We start from the raw sequence: 19565 nt of genomic DNA on the forward strand, positions 1-19565 counted from the left end.
CTTTGCGGGGCGGCATTGCCCCTCTAACGTGCCTGCAAACGACCGGATTTATTAGTTTAGACGATGGACATTCTTTTTATTCACAACAATTTCCCCGGACAGTTCAAACATCTGGCGCCCAATCTGGCGGCTCAGGGTCATCGGGTGGTTGCCCTGACCCCTCGGGTGGACAAGCACACGGTCTGGAACGGTGTGCAGATGATTCCTTACCATCTCAAGGTTTCGGGCCGTCAGTCGGTCCACCCTTGGCTGGTGGATACAGACACCAAGCTGCACCGCGCTCATGCCTGTTATATTGCCGCGCTGAAGCTGCGCGATCAGGGCTTTGACCCCAAGGTCATCATCGCGCATCCGGGCTGGGGCGAAAGCTTGTTTGTCAAAGATGTGTGGCCTAACGCCCCGCTGGGTCTGTTCTGCGAGCTGTATTACCACCCTGAGGGCGGCGGTCTTGGCTTTGACCCCGAATTCCCCGCGCGTGCGCCTGATCAGGAATACATGCGGATCCGTCTCAAGAACCTGAGCAACCGCCTGCACCATGAGATTATGGACTTGGGAATCAGTCCCACGCAGTTTCAGGCATCGTCTTATCCAGAGGACATGCGCCCCCTGATCACTGTTTCCCATGACGGGATCGACACAAAGGCGGTCCGCCCCGATCCTGAGGTCAGATTAACATATGAGGGCCTTGATCTGACCCGTCAGGATGAGGTGATCACCTTCGTGAACCGTAATCTTGAACCTTACCGTGGCTATCACATCTTTATGCGGGCTTTGCCTCGTCTGCTGCGGGAACGGCCCAATGCACAGATTCTGATCGTTGGCGGTGACGGGGTCAGCTACGGCGCCGCGGCCCCTAAGGGGAAGACGTGGAAACAGATGTATATCGACGAGGTCCGCGATTCGATTCCCGATGCGGATTGGGCGCGTGTCCACTTCCTTGGCCGTATTCCTTATGATGTGTTCCTGAAGATGCTGCAGGTGACGCGGGTCCACGTCTATCTGACCTACCCCTTTGTTCTCAGCTGGTCACTGATGGAGGCGATGGCCTCGGAGGCTGCTATTGTCGCCAGCGATGTCGCCCCCGTGGCCGAGGTGATCAAGGACGGGGAAACCGGCCGTCTGGTGAACTTTTTCGATGGGGATGCCATGGTGGACCGGATCGCCGAGCTTGCTGAAGATGAAGAGCAGCGCCGTGCTTTGGGGCAGGCCGCCCGAAAGAAGATCGTGGCGGAATATGATCTGGCGTCGATCTGTATGCCGCGCCAGTTGTCATGGGTCCAACAGTTGCACGGAGCAGAATCGCGCCGTCCGGTGGATTGATTCCCGTGAAACTGTTCTGATCGGCAAAACAAAAGGGGCCCCAAAGGCCCCTTTATTTGATTCTCAGGATTGGTTTGCTGCGTTAGCGGCCCAGATCGGCAACCCGCAGCTGGCGGGCACGGGTCAGGATCGCATCCTCAACAGCGCGCTGGGTCTCGACGCTGACGGCCTGACCATTGCTGGTTTTCAGGGCCACATTCAGCGAACGGGCATCAAGGGCGCTGTCCGACACAAAGATTGTCGCCTTATAAGCACGCCCGCCACCGGGAGGCGTGCCCAGGCCGGTGACGATCACACCGGTGAAAGGATCGATGGTTTCGATCGGCAGGAAGTTCAGAACCTCAAGCGAAGCATTCCACAGATAGCGATTCACCTCGCCCACCTCTTCGCGGTCGGGCTGCTTCAGCAAATCAAGGAATTTCGAATCCTTCGACGTCGGCAGACCTTTCGATGCCAGAAATTCATCCTTGGCATTGCGGGGGTCGTTCTGGGACGAGAATTTACCGCACCCTGTCAGAGCGACAGTCGCTATCATAAAGGGGATGGCAAAACGGGGCATCGCGCGAAACATGCGGCCTCTCCTGCAAAAAGCAAAGTTCCTTAGTTGCTTAGCGGTCAAAGCCCCATTCGACAAGGCACCTTCACCCCGCGAGCGGCCAAATGACCGTTAATATGTGGTTAATAGGGCTGTCATGGGTTTGTGGCAAATGCGCATCACTTACCTGTTTGTTGGTCGTTAGCCGCGATGTCGGCTTGCTTGCAGGGGGGGCTTGGGTGCATTCAATGCTCATCAAGGCCGGATATCCGGATTGGTACGTGCCTTACGACACAATGAGGGAAAAAATGAAAAAGATTCTTTTCGCGACCACCGCGCTGATCGCAACCGCAGGTATCGCTTCCGCTGAAGTCGCACTGACCGGCTGGGCCGAAATGGGCATCATGGGCGGCGAGAACGGCGTTGACAACTCGAACGACCAGTTTGTTACCCGTGTAGACGCAACTTTCACCATGTCGGGTGAATCGGACAACGGCATCACCTTCGGTGCGTCGGTTGATCTGGACGAAACCGACGGCGCAACCTCGAACGCTTTCGTTGAAGCGGATCAGGGCGGCGAAACCATCTTCATCTCGGGCGACTTCGGCACCCTGACCATGGGCGACACCGATGGCGCTCTGGACAAAGCTGTTGCAGAAACCGACCTGATGGGCGACATCGACGACTCGTCGACCGGCTTCTCGGTTAAAGGCATGGCGTTCATGGACACCGTTTCGGACGCAAACGGCCAGATCGCTCGCTTTGACTACAGCGTTGCAGGCTTCGGTCTGTCGGTATCGGCTGCAACCCCCAACACCGGTGACGCACGTGCGAACTTCGGCCTGGGCGCAACCTACACCGTTGCACTGGGCGGCGCAGACCTGGATCTGGGTCTGGGTTACCAGGGCGGTGAAGATGCAGAAGGCTGGGGCCTGTCGGCAGGCACCACCGTTGCAGGCGTGACCATGGTTGCTAACTACGCAGAAGGCATCGCCAACGCTGCTGGTTCGGCTGACGTCGTGACCAAGTACTACAACATCGCAGCAACCTACTCGGTTGACGCTCTGACCGTTGGTGCAAACTACGGTGAGCAGCACGTTGATGGCGTATCGACCCTGAAAGGCTTCGGTCTGGCAGCAGAATACGACCTGGGCGGCGGCCTGAAGGTTCTGGCTGGTTACGGCGAAAGCGGCGACGACGTCGTTGGCACCCTGGACCAGGCAGCAAGCAGCTACTCGCTGGGCCTGAAAATGGCATTCTAAGATCATCTGATCTTAGATACGGAAGAGCAGGCCTTGTGCCTGCTCTTTTCGTTTTGGGGCCATGCGGTTATGTGAAGGGCAGGCACTTTTAAGGCGAAAAGGCTTAGCTCGATGGCCCAACCCAACGCTGCCGCGATCAAAGCGGCCTATGCGACGGCTTTGAAACAACAGAATGCGGGCCAGTTCGGCGCTGCGTTCAAAGCCTATGAGGCGATTGTTCAGGCCGCCCCCCGTCTGGCCGAGGCGCATTACCAGATGGGCCGCGTCGCGCTAGAGCTTTACCGCCCGCGCACAGCCGTTGTCGCCCTGACCAAAGCCGCCCGCCTGAAATCCAACGTTCCAGAAATTCTGCGCGCCAAGGCCGAGGCCGAGGTTGCCGCGTCTGATCAGGCGCAAGCCCTGAAAACCTTGGGCAAGCTGGTGTCCTTGCGCCCCTCTGACCCCGCGCCAAAGGTTGAGCAGGCCAAAGTCCTGCAACAGCTTGGCCGCTTTGATGAGGCGCTAAATATCATCGGCAAGCTGCTGAAAAAGCAGCCCGAGGATGGGCAGCTTTATCGCCTGCTGACCTTCCCGCGCCGGATGCAGGCGGATGATCCTGTGATCCCACAGATGCAGGCGCTGTGGGACCAGCAGCTTAGCGATCAAAGCCGCATTGATCTGGGCTATGCGCTGGCCAAAACGATGGGCGATCTGGGCCAGCATGATCAGGTGTTCACCTATCTTGATGCGGCCAACGCCCTGCAATGCAAGCAAGCCGCGCCCAATATGGATGGCGTTGAAGATGAGGCCGCGCAATTGATCGCCGCGCAGCAAGGGGCCAAACTGCCCGCGCTTGCCGCGCCGCAGGCGCCTTCGCCGATCTTTATCACGGGGATGCCGCGCTCTGGCACCACTCTGGTCGAGCGGATCTTTGGCCGTCATCCCCAAGTGGGCATGGCCGAGGAAATCGCCGCCGGTTTCCGTCTGGCCCGTGCGACGTTGGGGAATAACCCCAAAGCGATGGCGCCGCTGTCGCAAGCCAAGCCCGAGATGCTGTCGGCGGTTGCGCAGCGGATGCGGGTGTCATTGGCCGAAACCTCCAGTCAACAGGGGGCGCAGTTCGTCACGGATAAGTCGATCATGACCTATCTGGTGATGCCAGCTCTTGCGGCCGCTATGCCTGATGCCCGCTTTGTGGTGGTGCGCCGTGATCCGCGCGATGTGGCGCTTTCGATCTATCGCAACCACTTTGCTGACGGTACGCACCGCTATTCCACCGATCTTGAGGCAATCGCCCGTCAGATCGTAGTCTTTGAACGCTGCATTGACGCCTTCCGTGACACCCTTGGCGATCGGATGATTGAGGTCCGCTATGAAGACTTGGTGGATGATCCTGACACCCAGATTCCCCGCCTGATCACCGGCGCGGGGCTGGACTGGAATGACGCCTGCCTGCATCCCGAAGACGCCGAGGGCGCCGTGCGGACACTGAGCCTTGGACAAGTGCGCGCGCCGGTCTACAAGTCCTCGAAAGGGGGCTGGCGGCGCTTCGAGACCGAGATGCAGCCCTTTATCAAGACGTATGAGGCCCTGACGCATGTCCCTTTCCGAGATTAACGCCCGCATCGACAAAGCCTGTGCTGACCATGGCCGCGACCGCGCCGATGTGCAGTTGATTGCGGTGTCCAAAGTGCAGCCGAATGAGGTTGTTGAAGAGGTGCTGAAAGAGGGCCATCGGGTCTTTGGCGAGAACAAGGTACAGGAAGCCGCTGGCAAATGGCCCATGTTCCGCGAAAGCTATGACGGGATCGAACTGCACATCATCGGCCCTCTGCAAAGCAACAAGGCCCGTCAGGCGATGGAGCTGGCGCAGTGGATTCACACGGTGGACCGCCCCAAGATCGCTAGCACGATTGCCCGTCTGGCGCAGGAATTAGGCCATTGCCCGCAGCTTTTCATTCAGGTGAACACCGGTGAGGAAGAGCAAAAGGCAGGCGTCATGCCTGCCGATGCCGATGGTTTCATCAAAGAATGTCTGGCAATGGACCTGCCTGTGCGCGGCCTGATGTGCATTCCGCCCGTCGACGAAGAGGCCAGCCTGCACTTTGCCCTGCTGCGCAAGATCGCCGAGCGGAACGGCCTGAAGGGCCTGTCCATGGGCATGAGCGGTGATTTCGAAAAGGCGATCAGCTTTGGCGCGACCCATGTGCGTGTGGGAAGCGCCATCTTTGGCGAGCGTAATTACGGTTAATCCCGCACAATCAGCCGTGTTCCGTAACTGATGCGGGGCGCGATCCAGTGCAGGTCGCGGCGGGACAAGCCCACACAGCCTGCGGTCGGATAGCCGGGACGGCGCCATTGGTGGATGAAAATGGCGCTGCCCTTGCCCTTTTGCGCGTAGGGCCAGTTCCAGTCAGTGATCAGCACCAGATCATACATGGGATCGGCGCGGCGCAGGGCTTCGTGGCTGTGCGGATACGGCGCGCGGACCATCTGGTTATAGTCCTGATCCTTCACATCGTCGGACCACAGGTCACGCGGGCCAATCGGCACCGCCCAATCGGCAGGCTTGGCAAGTCGGTCCGGACGATAGAGCATTCCGACGATCTTATGCGTGCCCACAGGGGTTCCGCCGTCGCCTTCGCGCTTGTCCGTCACGATGCCGCCACGGCCCAAGGTGCAGGGAAAAAGGCGGCCCATAAAGCGCACCCCTTGCGGCGTGACCACCAGATCATCGCGGTTCATCAAGGCGGTCATAGAAGGTGGCCCGACTTTTTGGCTTTGGTCGCCAGATAGGCACGGTTCTGGGGTGTTTCGCCCAAGATCAGCGGCACGCGCTCGGCCACTTTGATGCCCATCTTCTCCATCATCGCGATCTTGCGGGGGTTGTTGGTCATCAGGCGGACGCTGTCAAACCCCAGACGGCGCAGGATGGCCGCGCCGATACGGAAATCCCGTTCGTCGTCTTCAAATCCTAGACGGTGGTTCGCCTCGACCGTGTCATAGCCTTGGTCTTGCAGGGCATAGGCGCGCATCTTGTTCGCCAGACCGATGCCGCGCCCTTCCTGATTCAGGTACAGCAGCACGCCCGCGCCTTCCTCGCCCATCTGGGCCAGAGCGCCGTTCAGCTGCGGGCCGCAATCGCATTTCAGGCTGCCCAGAACGTCGCCCGTGAAACAGGCTGAATGCAGACGGGCCAGAACGGGGGCATTGCGGGGCGGGTTGCCGATCTCGATCGCGTAATGCTCTTCGCTGCCGTCTTCGGGGCGATAGATGTGCAGACGGCCCGCTTCGGCGGCGGTCATGGGCAGGCGGGCAGCGGCGACGGGATGCAGGGCAGCCTCGGCGGCGATGGTGGGGCCAGCCAGATCGGCTTGGATCAATGTCAGGCGGTTTGCCTGCGAAAAGCTGGCGGGATCATCCAAAGGCACCACCACGGCGGCGGGCAGCAGATGGGCGGTTTTCACCAGTTGGATGGCAAGGCGGTGTAGGGCGGCACCCCCGTCGCGGGCGATCATGAACGGGCCTTTCATCGGCACATCCATGTCGTGTTTGGGGTCCGCCATGCCCTTGATCCACCACAAATCTGCATCGGCAGGTACGGTGATCCGCGCCAGATCGCCGTCATACGGGACGGCCCGTAATGTCTCGGCCCGACGCGAGGTGATGACGATCACCGGCTTTGGCCCCAAGCCGCGCAGATCGGCAAGACGTTGATCCGACAGGCTTTCGGCGGCCATAACCAGCAGCGCCCCCGTGTCCGAGGTCAGCACAATCGGCACGCCCATGCGCAAATCGCCTCGGGCGCGGGCCAGATCTTCGGTGATGTCGGGGGCAAACGCCATGTTACAATTCCCGTGTAGTCGCGGCCTTCCATGTAATGCTTTGACGGGGAAATTGAAACAAAACCCTGCATCGCGACACGTCGACGTGAGATCACTGCCACAAACCTTGTCGTGAAGGCAAACACGCCTCATCTCACAGGAAAGCGAGAATTTGGAGAATGTCACATGGCGCAACTGCGGAAAATCCTGCTGGTAGATGACGATGAGGATCTACGCGAGGCCCTGAGCGAGCAGCTGGTGATGACCGAGGACTTTGACGTCTTCGAAGCAGGCACCGGTGCCGAGGGCATGGAGAAGGTCAAAGAGGCGGTCTACGATCTGGTCATTCTGGACGTAGGTCTACCTGATACTGACGGACGCGAACTATGCCGCCGGATGCGCAAGCAAGGGGTCAAATCCCCGATCCTGATGCTGACCGGTCACGACAGTGATGCGGACACGATTCTGGGACTGGACGCGGGCGCAAATGACTATGTGACCAAGCCCTTCAAGTTCCCCGTTCTACTGGCCCGCATCCGCGCGCAGCTGCGTCAGCACGAGCAAAGCGAGGACGCGGTGTTCAATCTGGGGCCATATACTTTCAAGCCGTCGATGAAGATGTTGCTGACCGAAGATGAAAAAAAGGTCCGTTTGACTGAAAAAGAGACGAATATCCTTAAATTCCTGTATCGCTCCCCCGATGGGGTAGTTGCCAGAGACGTACTTCTTCATGAAGTATGGGGATATAATGCTGGCGTGACGACCCATACCCTGGAGACGCACATTTACCGGCTTCGACAGAAAATCGAACCCGATCCGTCCAATGCGCGCCTTCTTGTGACCGAATCTGGTGGTTATCGTCTTAACGTCTGAGTGTTTAAGGTTTGAGCCAGATCAATGTTTGGCATGACTTATGCAGGCATTATGACAAAGTTCCCGTGCGTATCCGGGTCATGATACGCAACCTCCCTGTTGGACTGACCCGGGCTTGTCCCGGGTCTTTTTTTGGGAAAACCCCCTATTGGCGGGCTTTTAGCCGTTCACCGCGGCGGCCATGATGGCCTCGATCTTGGCGGTCAGCTTGGCCTTGTCCAGATGCGCCAGCGCAAACTGACGGGCGGCTATGCCCATGTCGGCTGTCATCTTTGGGTCGGCCAGCAGGCGTTTCAGCGCCTCGGCGTGGGCTTTGAAATCCAACTCATCCACCAAAAGGCCGGTTTCCCCTTCGATCACCGCTTCAGGAATGCCCGCGTGACGGGTCGAGACAACGGCGCAGCCACAGGCCATCGCCTCTTGGATCGAACTTGGTAGCCCTTCGGTATTGCCGTTCTTTTCGGTCGCTGAATGCTGCGCGAAGATCGTCGCGCGGGACAGTGTATCCGCGATTTCCGCATGGGGTTTGGCACCGGGCAGGCTGATCTGATGCTCAAGCCCTGCGCTCCGGACGCGGGCGCGGCATTCTTCAAGGTGGGCGCCATCGCCGTAAAAGACGAACTGCGCGTCAGGATTGCTGCGGGCCACGTCAATGAAAACATCGGTCATTTGCAGGGGCATCTTTTTCGCCACCATCCGCCCTGCGGCGACAATCAGCTGGGGTGTCTTGGCGGCGGGCTGGAACAGGTCTGTGTCCGCGCCGCTGGGGGCCACATGGGCGTTGGGGTGGCGAATGCCATGTTTCTCAAGGTTCTTCAGCAGAAATGCCGAGACCGCGAACACCCCCGCCAGCTGCGGCATCAAGCGCCGGTAGGCGGCGGGGTAGGACCCTTCGTTCAGCAGTTTCGATGCGTCATAGCCACGGAAATAGGTGAAGACCGGAATGCCAAGCCGACCCGCAATGGGGGCGATTTGCAGGGCGCGGTTTCCGAATTCACACAGGATCACCTCTATCTGGTGCTGCTTCAGAAATGCTTCGATCTCATGGGCGGCGCGGCCCACGGGCACCTTGCTGGTGCGATAGCGCAGTAGGTTCAGCGTCAGGGCGGGCAGGGTGGTCAGAAGTTCGGACTTGGGCGCTTTGACTTCGGCGATGGACAGCAGCGGCTTGGCGAACGGGTTGTTCCCGCGCGATGCCTTGGCCGAGATCACAGCGCTTGCGCCGCCAAACAGCTTTTGGATGTGATGGTTCACAAACGTTTCGCCCGGGCGATAATAGCCGCTGGTTGCGATACACACTCTGGGTCTGGAAGACATACGCTGCCCCTTAACTGGTGCCTCACTTAGTAGGTGAGCGCGGCGGCCTAGGCAATGATCGCTGTAGGGGCGCGGGCATTAGTCACCTTGCGGGTGGTGCGCTGGCATGGTTCAACATGGGCGACTGACAGGAGAGCCAAATGTCCTTTACCCTTGCCACATGGAACATCAACTCGGTCCGCTTGCGTGCGCCTTTGGTGCAGCGCCTGATGGAAGAGGACGCGCCCGATGTCCTGTGCCTGCAAGAATGTAAAAGCCCCGTGGAGAAGATCCCGGTCGAGCTTTTTCAGGCCCTTGGCTACACCCACATGATTGGCCGCGGGCAAAAAGGCTATAACGGGGTGGCGATCCTGTCGAAGCTGCCGATTGAAGAGACAGCCTCCGAGGATTTCGCAGCCCTTGGCCACGCCCGCCATATTGCGGGCCGTCTGTCCAATGGCGTGACCGTCCACAACTTTTACATCCCCGCAGGCGGCGATGAGCCGAACCGCGAGATCAACGAGAAATTCGGCCAGAAGCTGGATTACCTGACCGAGCTGCGCGACTACTTCCACGCGCAAAAGCCGGAAAAGGCCATTCTGGTGGGCGATCTGAACATCGCGCCCCGCGAGGATGACGTCTGGGATCACAAAAAGCTGCTGAAGATCGTCAGCCACACCCCGATCGAGGTCGAGCATCTGGCGCAGGTGCAGGATTCTGGTGCTTGGGTGGATGTGACCCGTCAGGATATTCCGCAAGGTCTGCTGTATAGCTGGTGGTCCTACCGCGCCAAAGATTGGGACGGGGCCGATAAGGGCCGCCGTCTGGATCACATCTGGGCCACGCCCGATATTTCGAACGCCGCACACTCTAGCCGCATCCGCCGCGATGCCCGTGGATGGGAAAAACCCAGCGACCACGCGCCGGTTTTTGCAACGTTCGATCTTTGACAACGGGCCTTTCGTCCACATATAGGCCTCAACAACGCAATTAAGGGGATTTGCCATGCTTGAACTGGGAACCGGCGGCGCAGCTGCCCCCGCACCGTCCGATCTGGTGTTCGACGTCACCGAAGCCAACTTTATGGCCGATGTGGTCGAAGCCTCGAAAACTGTTCCGGTGATCGTCGATTTCTGGGCCCCTTGGTGTGGCCCGTGCAAAACGCTTGGCCCCGCTTTGGAGGCGGCTGTGGTCGCGGCCAAAGGCGCGGTCAAGATGGCCAAGATCAACGTGGACGAAAACCAGATGATTGCAGGCCAGATGCGCGTGCAGTCCATCCCTACCGTCTATGCCTTCTGGCAGGGCCAGCCGATTGACGGTTTCCAAGGCGCGCTGCCCGGGTCCGAGATTAAAGCCTTTGTCGAAAAGGTTGTGGCGGCGTCGGGCGGCGATGCTTCGGGCGGTCTGGATGACGCCCTAGAGGCTGCCGAAGAGATGCTGGAGCAAGGCGCGACTGAAGACGCGGCCTCGATCTTTCAGGCGGTTCTGGGTGAAGATGACAAGAACGCCAAGGCCTATGGCGGCTGGGTGCGTGCGATTATCGCAGGCGGTGATCTGGATCAGGCCGAGGCCGTGCTGAACGGCGCGCCTGCGGAAATCTCGAAATCGCCTGAGCTTGAGGCGGCAGCCGCGCAAATTGCGCTGGCCAAGCAGGCCGCCAATGCCGGTCCCGTGGCCGAACTGACCGCTCAGGTCGAGGCTGACCCCGCGAACCATCAGGCCCGTTTCGATCTGGCGCAGGCGCTGTTTGCCAATGGCGATGCCGAAGGCGCTGTGACCCAGTTGCTGGACCTCTTCCGCCGTGACCGCGAATGGAATGACGGTGCCGCCAAGGCGCAACTGTTCACCATCTTCGAGGCACTTAAACCCAATGATCCGGTTGTTCTGAACGGTCGCCGTAAATTAAGCTCGCTCATATTTGCCTGATAGCTGAGGGGGGCTAGTTCCACCTTATGAAAATCCAGAGCGACCTGCCCGAGACGATCCCTGTCTTCCCCTTGCCGGGGGCGCTGCTTTTGCCGCGCGCCCGTCTGCCCCTGCACATCTTTGAACCGCGCTATCTGGCGATGATCGAGGATTGCATGAAAACGCCCCACCGGCTGATCGGGATGATCCAGCCGAACCCCTTTGCCACAAGCGAAGGGGCGGGCCTGCACAAGATCGGCTGCGCTGGCCGGTTGACCCAGTTCTCGGAGACCGAGGACGGGCGGTACCTGATCACCCTGTCGGGCATCTCGCGGTTCCGCGTGGTGGCCGAGCGTGAGGGCTTTACGCCGTATCGCCGCTTTGAGGTGTCGTGGAAGGGCTTTGAAAGCGATCAGGGCAAGGAAGAGACCGACCCCGGACTGGATCGCAAAACGCTGATGCGCAGCCTCTCGCGCTATTTTGCCAATCAGGAACTGTCCACGGATTGGGATAGCCTTGAGCAGGCCGAGGACGAGATGTTGATCAACGCCCTTTCCATGCTGTGCCCCTTTGCGCCCGAAGACAAACAGGCGCTGCTAGAGGCGCCATCGTTGGTTACGCGGCGCGAGACCCTGATTACCCTGATTGAATATGCCCTGCGCAGCGGCGAGGGCAGCGGAGACATCATACAATGACCGAGACCACAGCCTTTGATCGCCGGATGCTAGAGGCGCTGATTTGCCCTCTGACCCACAATTCGCTGGAATACGATGCCGAGAAGCAAGAGTTGATCTCCAAGTCGGCCAAGCTGGCCTTCCCGATCCGCGACGGTATCCCGATCATGTTGCAGGATGAGGCGCGGCGGATCGATTGATCCGCCTGTCGCTTTAAATCAAAGAGCGTCCCCGCGCATCATGCGGGGCAGCTCTCCGGTCAGGCCAGCGGCCTCGCGGATGAAGTTCCGGCGCAGACCGGGTACTGCGTTCACCAGACCCATCCCCAGATCACGGCCCATCCGCAGCAGCGGGTTGTCGTTCGAGAACAGCTTGTTAAAGGCGTCTGTCGCCATCGCCATGCTGATCGCATCAAAACGCCGCCATTCCTGATAGTACCCCAGCACCACCGGATTGCCGATGTCATCGCCGCGGCGCACTGCATCGGTCAGCACTTCGGCCAGCGCGGCAACGTCCTTAAGACCTGCGTTCAGACCTTGGCCCGCGATGGGATGCACCCCGTGGGCCGCGTCACCCACCAGCGCCATCCGTTCGCCGATAAAGCTGTTGGCCAGCGTCAGGTTCAGCGGATAGGCCCACCGTTTACCGGCCAGACGGATCTCTCCCAGAAAATCACCGAAGCGGGGACGCAGCACCTCAAGGTATTGGGCGTCATCCAGCGCGTTGATGGCTTTGGCTTGTGCGGTCCGCTCGCTCCAAACGATGCTGCATCGGTTGCCGGTCAGCGGCAGGATCGCCAGCGGGCCGGGGGGCATGAAGAACTGATGGGCCACGCCATTATGGGGCAAGTCGTGCTCAATGGCGCAGACCAGCGCGGTCTGGCCATAGTCCCAACCGGTGCGCTTGATGCCTGCGCGGGCGGCGGTGCCACTGCGGCGACCATCGGCGCCCACCAGCAGACGGCCCGACAAAGCGCGTCCGTCCGCCAGCGTCACAGTCACGCCGCTGACGTCTTGCGTCTGGTCCACCACGGTCTGTTCGGCCAGATGGGTGATGTTCGGATGAGCCTCCATCGCCGCCAATACGACGGGCCGCAGGTGGCGATCCTCGACCATGTAGCCCATAGGGCCTTCTTCAATCTCGGCGTGGTCAAAGTGCATCCAGAACGGGGCAGGGCCTTCGCCAGCGCGGCCATCGGTGACTTTGATGTCCAGCATGGGCTGTGCATTTGCCGCCAGATCGTCCCAAAGGCCAAGCGCCGCCAGCACCCGCTGGGACGCCAGCGCCAGCGCATAGGCACGGCCGTCAAAGCCGGTGTCCGCGCGGGTGTCGGCGGGCAGGGCGTCAATCACGGTCACGGTCTGGCCCTGTTGGGCCAGTGCGAGAGCCAGAGCAGGGCCTGCAAGGCCGCCTCCGACGATCAGGATATCACTCGTCTGGGTCATGCTTGCGAATATGCGCCTCTGCCCGGGATTGTCCATGCGATTTGGCGCCGCTAGGGTCAGGGTGCGACAAGATTTCGGAGGCGTCATGCAACAGTGGTTGACCCGCAGCGCGGCAGAACAGGGCAGAGCAATCGGGCGGGGTGATCTGGACCCCGTGGAATTGGCTCAGGCCTACCTAGAGGCCATTGCCGCCCATGAATTTGGTGACCGCATCTATGCGCGCACAACGTCGGATCGCGCACTGGCCGAGGCGCAGGCAGCAGCCTTTCGCGCCAAGAACGGCGTGCGGCGCGGGGTTCTGGACGGGGTACCGGTCAGCTGGAAGGACCTGTTTGACAGCGCAGGCGTCGCGACCGAGGCGGGATCGCAATTGCTGGCGGGCCGCGTGCCTGAAACCGACGCCAAGGTTCTGGCGGATGCGACCCTTCAGGGCATGGTCTGTCTTGGCAAGACCCACATGACCGAACTGGCGTTTTCCGGCATGGGCCTGAACCCCTGCACCGCAAGCCCGCCAAATTCCAACGATCCCGAATGCGCCTCTGGCGGGTCGTCCTCTGGGGCGGCAACGTCTGTGGCCTTTGGATTGGCCGCGGCGGGCATCGGCTCGGACACGGGCGGGTCGGTGCGTATTCCGGCGTGCTGGAATGATCTGGTGGGGCTGAAGACGACCTCTGGGCTTTTGTCCTTGCAAGGGGTCGTGCCCCTTTGTCCCAGCTTTGACACTGTGGGTCCGCTGACCCGCACGGTTGAGGATGCAGGCCTGATCCTTGCCGCTCTTTTGGGGGAAAAGGCGGCTGATCTGAAAGGGGCCAGCCTTGTGGGCCGCCATTTTGCTCTGTTGAAGACCGTCGCGATGGATGGTGTGCGCAGTGGCCCCGCCCAAGGGTTCGACCGCGCGCGCCGCGCTTTGGAAGCCGCAGGCGCGAAAATCACCGAAATCGACGCGCCTGAGATCACAGAGGCCTTCGCGCTGGTGCCGTTCCTCTATGGTCCTGAAGCCTACGCCACCCAAGGCGAGCTGATCGAGACCGCGCCCGAAAAGATGTTCCCGCCGGTTCTGGCCCGCTTCCGTGGTGGTAAAGGGATTGAGGGGATCGAAACCATCCGCGCTTGGACCAAGCTGAATGACATTCGTGCCCGCTGGAACGCGCGGATTGCGGGCTTTGATGCGGTGATCCACCCGACGGCCCCCAACCTGCCGCCGCGCATTGATCGGATGCTGGAGGATGAAGCCTATTTCACGTCGGAAAACCTGCTGGCCTTGCGCAACACCCGCATCTGTAACCTGTCAGGCGGCGCGGCACTGACCCTTCCGACCGGAGAGACCTCGGCCGGGATTACTTTGCTTGGCGGTCCCCTGTCCGAAGGGCGATTGCTGCGGCTTGGTGCGGCGCTAGAGCCCTTACTTGGCGCGTGAAAGCCACACATCCTTATGGGATACCTAGAAAACTGGACGTGAAGGTCTGGTTTGGCTATTCTATCCACAAAAGGGCCGCCAATAAGGCCCATCAGAGGCAGAAAAGCAGTATCCCATGACGACCGATCCGTTCCCTGAGCGGTTTTCGAACCTTCCCCCGTACGCATTCCCTCGTTTGAGGGAATTGCTGGATCATCACGCCCCCGGCGGGGATGTGATCCACATGACCATTGGCGAGCCCAAGCACGCATTTCCTGCGTGGGTCAGCGATATCCTTGCGGAAAATGTTGGGGAATTCGGAAAGTACCCGCCCAATGAAGGCAGCCCAGAGCTGCGCACCGCCATCACCGACTGGTTCGCCCGCCGCTATGGTGTGACGCTGGACCCCGAGACTCAGGTCATGGCGCTGAATGGCACCCGTGAGGGGCTGTGCAACGTGGGCATGGCCCTGTGCCCTGAGGTGAAGAACGGCCAGCGCCCTGTGGTGCTGATGCCCAACCCCTTCTATCAGGTCTACATGATCTCGGCGATTTCTGTGGGGGCCGAGCCGGTCTTTGCTCCCGCCACCGAAGACAACGGCCATCTGCCTGATTTCGCCGGTCTGCCTGCCGATGTGCTGGACCGTGCCGCGATGCTATACATCTGCTCGCCCGCGAACCCGCAGGGAACTGTGGCCAGCGCGGATTATTGGCGCGACCTTATTGCTTTGGCGGAAAAGCATGACATCCGAATTCTGGCGGACGAATGCTATTCCGAGATTTACCGCAACGACCCGCCCACTGGTGCGATGGAAATCGCGCAGGAAATGGGCGCGCATCCTGAACGGGTTGTGGTGTTCCATTCGCTGTCCAAACGCTCGAACCTGCCCGGTTTGCGGTCGGGCTTTGCGGCTGGCGGACCCGAATGCATCAAACGCATGAAGCAGTTGCGCGCCTATTCCGGTGCCCCTCTGCCGCTGCCTTTGCAGCGCGTGGCCGAAAAGGTCTGGGCCGATGAGGACCACGTGATCGAGAACCGCCGTCTCTATGAGGAAAAGTTCCAGATCGCTGATGAGATCCTTGGCAATCTGCCCGGCTACACCAGCCCCGAGGCCGGATTTTTCCTCTGGCTGAAGGTTGAGAACGGCGAGGCCGCCGCGCTGAAGCTGTGGCAGGAAACCGGCGTGCGTGTGCTGCCCGGTGCCTACCTGAGCCGCCCCAATGCCGAGGGCATTAGCCCCGGTGATAACTATATTCGCGTGGCGCTTGTCGCCAGCAAGGACGAGGTACGTCGCGGTCTGACCGCTCTGCGTGCCTGTCTCTACGACTAGGAACGAGGAGAGCCATGGCCTATCAGACACGGCAACGCGACCCGCTTCTGGACAGCTCGATGCAAGAGATGATCGAAAAGCGTGGCAAGGAACTTTTCGGACTTGGCCTCGTGATAATGGGCCTCTTGGCCCTTGCGATGGCGGTGTCCTACACCCCTTCGGATCCATCCTTCCTATCGGTGACCGATGCGCCGGTGCAGAACTGGCTGGGTCAGACCGGCGCGTCCATCGCGGCGCCCGTGTTCATGATCGTCGGCTGGGGCGCGCTGGCCTTTGCGGCCTTGCTGGTTGGCTGGGGTCTGCGCTTTGTGTTCCACCGTGGCGCAGATCGCGCCGTGCCGCGTCTGATGCTGGCGCCTGTGTGGGTGGTTTTGATGACCACCTATGTGGCCACATTGGTTCCCTATGAGGGCTGGACGCAGGACAGCGGCCTTGGCGGACACCTTGGGGACATGCTTTTGGGCATGTTCTTGGGCTTGTTGCCCCTGAGTCAGGCTGTCGCACTTAAAGCTTTATCGCTTTTGATGGGTCCTGGGGTCTTGGCAATGGGCGCTTTTGTGTTAGGATTCACGGGCGAAGAGTTGCGTCGCGGAGGCCGTTTCGTACTCGTTGGTCTAATCCGTGCTTATGACGCAGTGATGACTCTTATGGGCCGTGGTGCCGGTGGTGCCATGGCCCAAGCGCGCGCTTTCAAGGAACGCAGGGCTCAGGATGATGTGGTTGAGGACTATGCGCCCGCCGCAACCAGCCGTGTGATCCGCCACGACGCGCACTATGAACCCGAAGAAGAACTGGTTGATGACAGGGATTATGACGCCGCGCCCCTTGGTGGCCTGCGCCGTCTGATGCCCGGTTTGCTGCGCCGTCAGCCTGAACCCATGCCCGATCTTGAGCCGGAATTGGTGGAAACGCCTGCGCCCGATTTCGACATCGAGGCGCCGCAGGAAGATCGCATCAAGGCCCGTATCACCAGCGTTGTGCGCACCAAACTGCGCCGTCCTGTTGAAACCGAAACGCCGCTGACCCGCGGCATGGGCCGTCGCCCTGATCCGCTGGTGCTGAAACCCCGCGCCGCCGCCGGCGAGCCGCCGTTGACCGCAGCCCATGCCGCACCGCAGGTCCAAGCGCCGATGGCCACGCCTGAAGCCCCCGTGGCTGAGATGGCTGCAGCGGCTGTTGCACCTGTGGCCGTTGATCCTCAGGCCGCTTTGGATGCGCTGCCCCAGTTGATGGAGAACTACGCCATCGACTCTGAAGCGATTGCCAAGACCGCCGTTGATTTCCGTCCCGAGCCTGTGCCTGAGGTGGACGAGCAGATCGAAGAGGACTTTGACGACGGCGACTATGGCTATGATGACGCCGCACCCGCCTATGATCTGCCCAAGGCAGAGCCCCGCAAGGCCGTGGTTCACCAGCCGCAACCCAAGCCCGTGCAGCCCTCGCGCCGCGCAATGGCCGAGGCACAACCCAGCCTCTTCCAGAACCGCGACGACGAATATGAACTGCCGCCGCTGTCGCTGCTGCGCAGCCCCGAAAGCGTGCAGAAGCTGCAACTGTCGAATGACGCACTGGAAGCCAATGCGCGGATGCTGGAAACCGTTCTGGACGACTATGGCGTCAAGGGCGAGATCGTCAGCGTCCGTCCCGGCCCCGTGGTCACCATGTATGAACTAGAGCCCGCGCCCGGTCTGAAGGCCAGCCGCGTGATCGGTCTGGCAGATGACATTGCGCGTTCGATGTCGGCCCTGTCGGCCCGTGTCAGCACCGTGCCCGGCCGCAGCGTCATCGGGATCGAACTGCCCAATGAAACCCGCGAGATGGTTGTCTTCCGCGAGATCCTGTCCAGCCGAGCGTTCGGGGACCATAAACTCAGCCTGCCTCTGGCGCTGGGTAAGGACATCGGCGGTGATCCGGTTGTCGCCAACCTTGCCAAGATGCCTCACCTGCTGATCGCGGGTACGACCGGTTCGGGTAAGTCGGTGGCGATCAACACCATGATCCTGTCGCTGCTGTACAAGCTGTCGCCGGAAGAGTGCCGCCTGATCATGATCGACCCCAAAATGCTGGAACTGTCGGTCTATGACGGCATTCCGCATCTGCTGTCGCCCGTGGTGACCGACCCGAAAAAGGCCGTCGTGGCCCTCAAGTGGGTCGTGGCCGAGATGGAAGAGCGTTACCGCAAGATGTCCAAGATGGGCGTGCGGAACATCGACGGCTACAACAGCCGCGTGAAAGACGCTCTGTCCAAGGGCGAAATGTTCAGCCGTACAGTCCAGACCGGCTTTGATGAGGACAGCGGCGATCCGGTGTTCGAGACCGAGCACTTCGCGCCCGAAAAGATGCCCTACATCGTGGTTATCGTCGACGAGATGGCCGACCTGATGATGGTGGCGGGCAAAGAGATCGAAGCCTGCATCCAGCGTCTGGCGCAGATGGCCCGTGCGTCGGGTATTCACCTGATCATGGCGACCCAGCGTCCCTCGGTTGACGTGATCACCGGTACGATCAAGGCGAACTTCCCGACCCGTATTTCGTTCCAGGTCACCTCGAAGATCGACAGCCGCACGATCCTTGGCGAACAGGGGGCCGAGCAGCTGCTGGGGATGGGCGACATGCTGTATATGGCCGGTGGCGGCCGCATCCAGCGTTGCCACGGTCCCTTTGTCAGCGACGAAGAGGTCGAGGAAATCGTCAACCATCTCAAGGCATACGGCCCGCCGGAGTATGTCAACGGCGTGCAGTCCGGCCCCGACGCCGAGAAGGAATCGGAGCTTGATCAGGTCTTGGGCCTCTCGACCGGTGGCAATACTGGCAGCGAGGATGCCCTTTATGACCAAGCGGTGCAGATCGTGATCAAGGACCGCAAATGCTCGACCAGCTACATCCAGCGCAAACTGGGCATCGGCTATAACAAGGCCGCGCGTCTGGTCGAACAGATGGAGGAAAACAGTCTGGTCAGCTCTGCCAACCACGTGGGCAAGCGGGAAATTCTGGTTCCTGAACAAGACTAAGGCGATTGTGTCAGGCCACTGACTGCGTTGTGAAATCATGGGGGCTGTACGTTAGGCGTGCAGCCCTTATTTATTATCCTATGAAAAGACGTGCCTTGATCCTTGCGCCGCTGGCCGGCGTACTTCTTAGCTTCGCTGAGCCTTTGGCTGCGGCGCCGATCTCTCTGGACCGCCTGTCCGCGTATATGAACGCGATGCAGACGGTGAAGGGGGACTTTACCCAGATCAATGCCGACGGGTCGATCGACACCGGCACGATCTACATCCGTCGCCCCGGTCGGGCGCGGTTCGAATACAACGCCCCCAGCAATGCACTGGTGATGGCAAGCGGCGGGCAGGTGGCGATCTTTGATCCCGTCAGCCCCGGTTCGGCGGATATCTATCCCCTTAGCCGGACGCCTCTTAGCCTGATCCTTGCCCGCAAGGTGGATTTGAATAAGGCGAAGATGGTGGTGGATCACCGGCAGGTGGACAACACCACCGTGGTCACCGCGCAGGACCCCGAACATCCTGAATACGGCACGATCCAGCTGGTTTACACCGACAGCCCCGTGCAGCTGCGCCAGTGGGTCATTACCGACGATGCGGGCAACCAGACCACCACCATTCTGGGGGACACCCAGACCGGTATTAGCCTTGGTCTGCCCTTGTTCGATATCGCGGATGAACGCAAAAAACGCGGTGCCCGCTAAACGACAAAGGCCGCCCTTCGGGG

Annotated in this window: 18 protein-coding genes; 13 read left to right on the plus strand and 5 right to left on the minus strand. The window is 60.5% G+C overall.

The features are described 5' to 3' along the window. Positions 1-63: 63 nt before the first annotated feature. On the plus strand, positions 64-1320 hold the full coding sequence (locus CLV74_RS06575; RefSeq protein WP_106263431.1) for a glycosyltransferase: 1257 nt from the start codon (positions 64-66) through the stop codon (positions 1318-1320). Between the two features lie 82 nt (positions 1321-1402). Here the strand turns inward: CLV74_RS06575 and CLV74_RS06580 are convergent, their stop codons facing one another. Next, complete coding sequence (locus CLV74_RS06580) at positions 1403-1891, minus strand: DUF3576 domain-containing protein (RefSeq protein WP_245888473.1); 489 nt, start codon at positions 1889-1891, stop codon at positions 1403-1405. A 272-nt stretch (positions 1892-2163) separates the two neighbouring features. On the opposite strand from CLV74_RS06580, the gene CLV74_RS06585 reads away from it, so the two are divergent. From CLV74_RS06585 to CLV74_RS06595, 3 genes are all read left to right on the plus strand, one after another. After that, the gene (locus tag CLV74_RS06585) at positions 2164-3117 is read left to right on the plus strand and encodes a porin (protein WP_106263432.1); all 954 of its coding nucleotides are present in this window, start codon (positions 2164-2166) and stop codon (positions 3115-3117) included. A 111-nt stretch (positions 3118-3228) separates the two neighbouring features. Next, on the plus strand, positions 3229-4713 hold the full coding sequence (locus tag CLV74_RS06590) for a tetratricopeptide repeat-containing sulfotransferase family protein (protein ID WP_106263433.1): 1485 nt from the start codon (positions 3229-3231) through the stop codon (positions 4711-4713). Then, positions 4694-5347 (plus strand): YggS family pyridoxal phosphate-dependent enzyme, encoded by a 654-nt coding sequence (locus CLV74_RS06595; RefSeq protein WP_106263434.1) that lies wholly within the window; start codon positions 4694-4696, stop codon positions 5345-5347. Before CLV74_RS06590 ends, CLV74_RS06595 begins: the two co-directional genes overlap by 20 nt. Here CLV74_RS06595 and CLV74_RS06600 read toward each other — a convergent pair. Further along, positions 5344-5841: a L,D-transpeptidase family protein gene (locus tag CLV74_RS06600; RefSeq protein WP_106263522.1), complete on the minus strand. Its 498-nt coding sequence runs from the start codon at positions 5839-5841 to the stop codon at positions 5344-5346. The genes CLV74_RS06595 and CLV74_RS06600 overlap by 4 nt on opposite strands. Positions 5842-5849: 8 nt before the next feature. After that, positions 5850-6941: a GTP cyclohydrolase II gene (gene ribA / locus CLV74_RS06605; RefSeq protein WP_106263435.1), complete on the minus strand. Its 1092-nt coding sequence runs from the start codon at positions 6939-6941 to the stop codon at positions 5850-5852. Between the two features lie 165 nt (positions 6942-7106). Between ribA and CLV74_RS06610 the strand changes: the two genes are divergently transcribed. Then, positions 7107-7793, plus strand: coding sequence for a response regulator transcription factor (locus tag CLV74_RS06610; RefSeq protein WP_106263436.1), 687 nt, complete (start codon positions 7107-7109; stop codon positions 7791-7793). Between the two features lie 159 nt (positions 7794-7952). Here the strand turns inward: CLV74_RS06610 and CLV74_RS06615 are convergent, their stop codons facing one another. Further along, complete coding sequence (locus CLV74_RS06615; protein WP_170107996.1) at positions 7953-9047, minus strand: glycosyltransferase; 1095 nt, start codon at positions 9045-9047, stop codon at positions 7953-7955. A gap of 203 nt (positions 9048-9250) precedes the next feature. Between CLV74_RS06615 and CLV74_RS06620 the strand changes: the two genes are divergently transcribed. Genes CLV74_RS06620 through CLV74_RS06635 form a run of 4 tightly spaced genes read left to right on the plus strand, consistent with a single transcriptional unit; the run spans position 9251 to position 11868 of the window. Beyond that, positions 9251-10039 (plus strand): exodeoxyribonuclease III, encoded by a 789-nt coding sequence (locus tag CLV74_RS06620; protein ID WP_106263438.1) that lies wholly within the window; start codon positions 9251-9253, stop codon positions 10037-10039. A 55-nt stretch (positions 10040-10094) separates the two neighbouring features. Next, complete coding sequence (locus CLV74_RS06625; RefSeq protein WP_106263439.1) at positions 10095-11015, plus strand: thioredoxin family protein; 921 nt, start codon at positions 10095-10097, stop codon at positions 11013-11015. Positions 11016-11041: 26 nt separating this feature from the next. Continuing rightward, a complete protein-coding gene (locus tag CLV74_RS06630) occupies positions 11042-11689 on the plus strand; it encodes an LON peptidase substrate-binding domain-containing protein (protein WP_106263440.1) in 648 nt (215 codons plus the stop codon). Beyond that, positions 11686-11868, plus strand: coding sequence for a Trm112 family protein (locus CLV74_RS06635; protein ID WP_106263441.1), 183 nt, complete (start codon positions 11686-11688; stop codon positions 11866-11868). The genes CLV74_RS06630 and CLV74_RS06635 overlap by 4 nt, the downstream gene beginning before the upstream one ends. An 18-nt stretch (positions 11869-11886) precedes the next feature. Here CLV74_RS06635 and CLV74_RS06640 read toward each other — a convergent pair whose 3' ends face one another. Continuing rightward, entirely contained in the window at positions 11887-13113 is a 1227-nt protein-coding gene (locus CLV74_RS06640; protein ID WP_106263442.1) for an FAD-dependent monooxygenase, read from the minus strand. An 85-nt stretch (positions 13114-13198) separates the two neighbouring features. On the opposite strand from CLV74_RS06640, the gene CLV74_RS06645 reads away from it, so the two are divergent. The 4 genes from CLV74_RS06645 (at position 13199) to CLV74_RS06660 (ending at position 19542) form a co-directional block, all read left to right on the plus strand. Further along, positions 13199-14530 (plus strand): amidase, encoded by a 1332-nt coding sequence (locus tag CLV74_RS06645; protein WP_106263443.1) that lies wholly within the window; start codon positions 13199-13201, stop codon positions 14528-14530. Positions 14531-14645: 115 nt separating this feature from the next. Beyond that, the gene (locus CLV74_RS06650; RefSeq protein ID WP_106263444.1) at positions 14646-15839 is read left to right on the plus strand and encodes an aminotransferase class I/II-fold pyridoxal phosphate-dependent enzyme; all 1194 of its coding nucleotides are present in this window, start codon (positions 14646-14648) and stop codon (positions 15837-15839) included. Between the two features lie 14 nt (positions 15840-15853). Beyond that, positions 15854-18850: a DNA translocase FtsK gene (locus CLV74_RS06655; protein WP_106263445.1), complete on the plus strand. Its 2997-nt coding sequence runs from the start codon at positions 15854-15856 to the stop codon at positions 18848-18850. Between the two features lie 80 nt (positions 18851-18930). Next, on the plus strand, positions 18931-19542 hold the full coding sequence (locus CLV74_RS06660) for a LolA family protein (protein ID WP_106263446.1): 612 nt from the start codon (positions 18931-18933) through the stop codon (positions 19540-19542). The last annotated feature ends 23 nt before the right edge of the window (positions 19543-19565 follow it).

This window comes from Donghicola tyrosinivorans (genome assembly GCF_003003355.1).
GTDB classification, from domain to species: domain Bacteria; phylum Pseudomonadota; class Alphaproteobacteria; order Rhodobacterales; family Rhodobacteraceae; genus Donghicola; species Donghicola tyrosinivorans.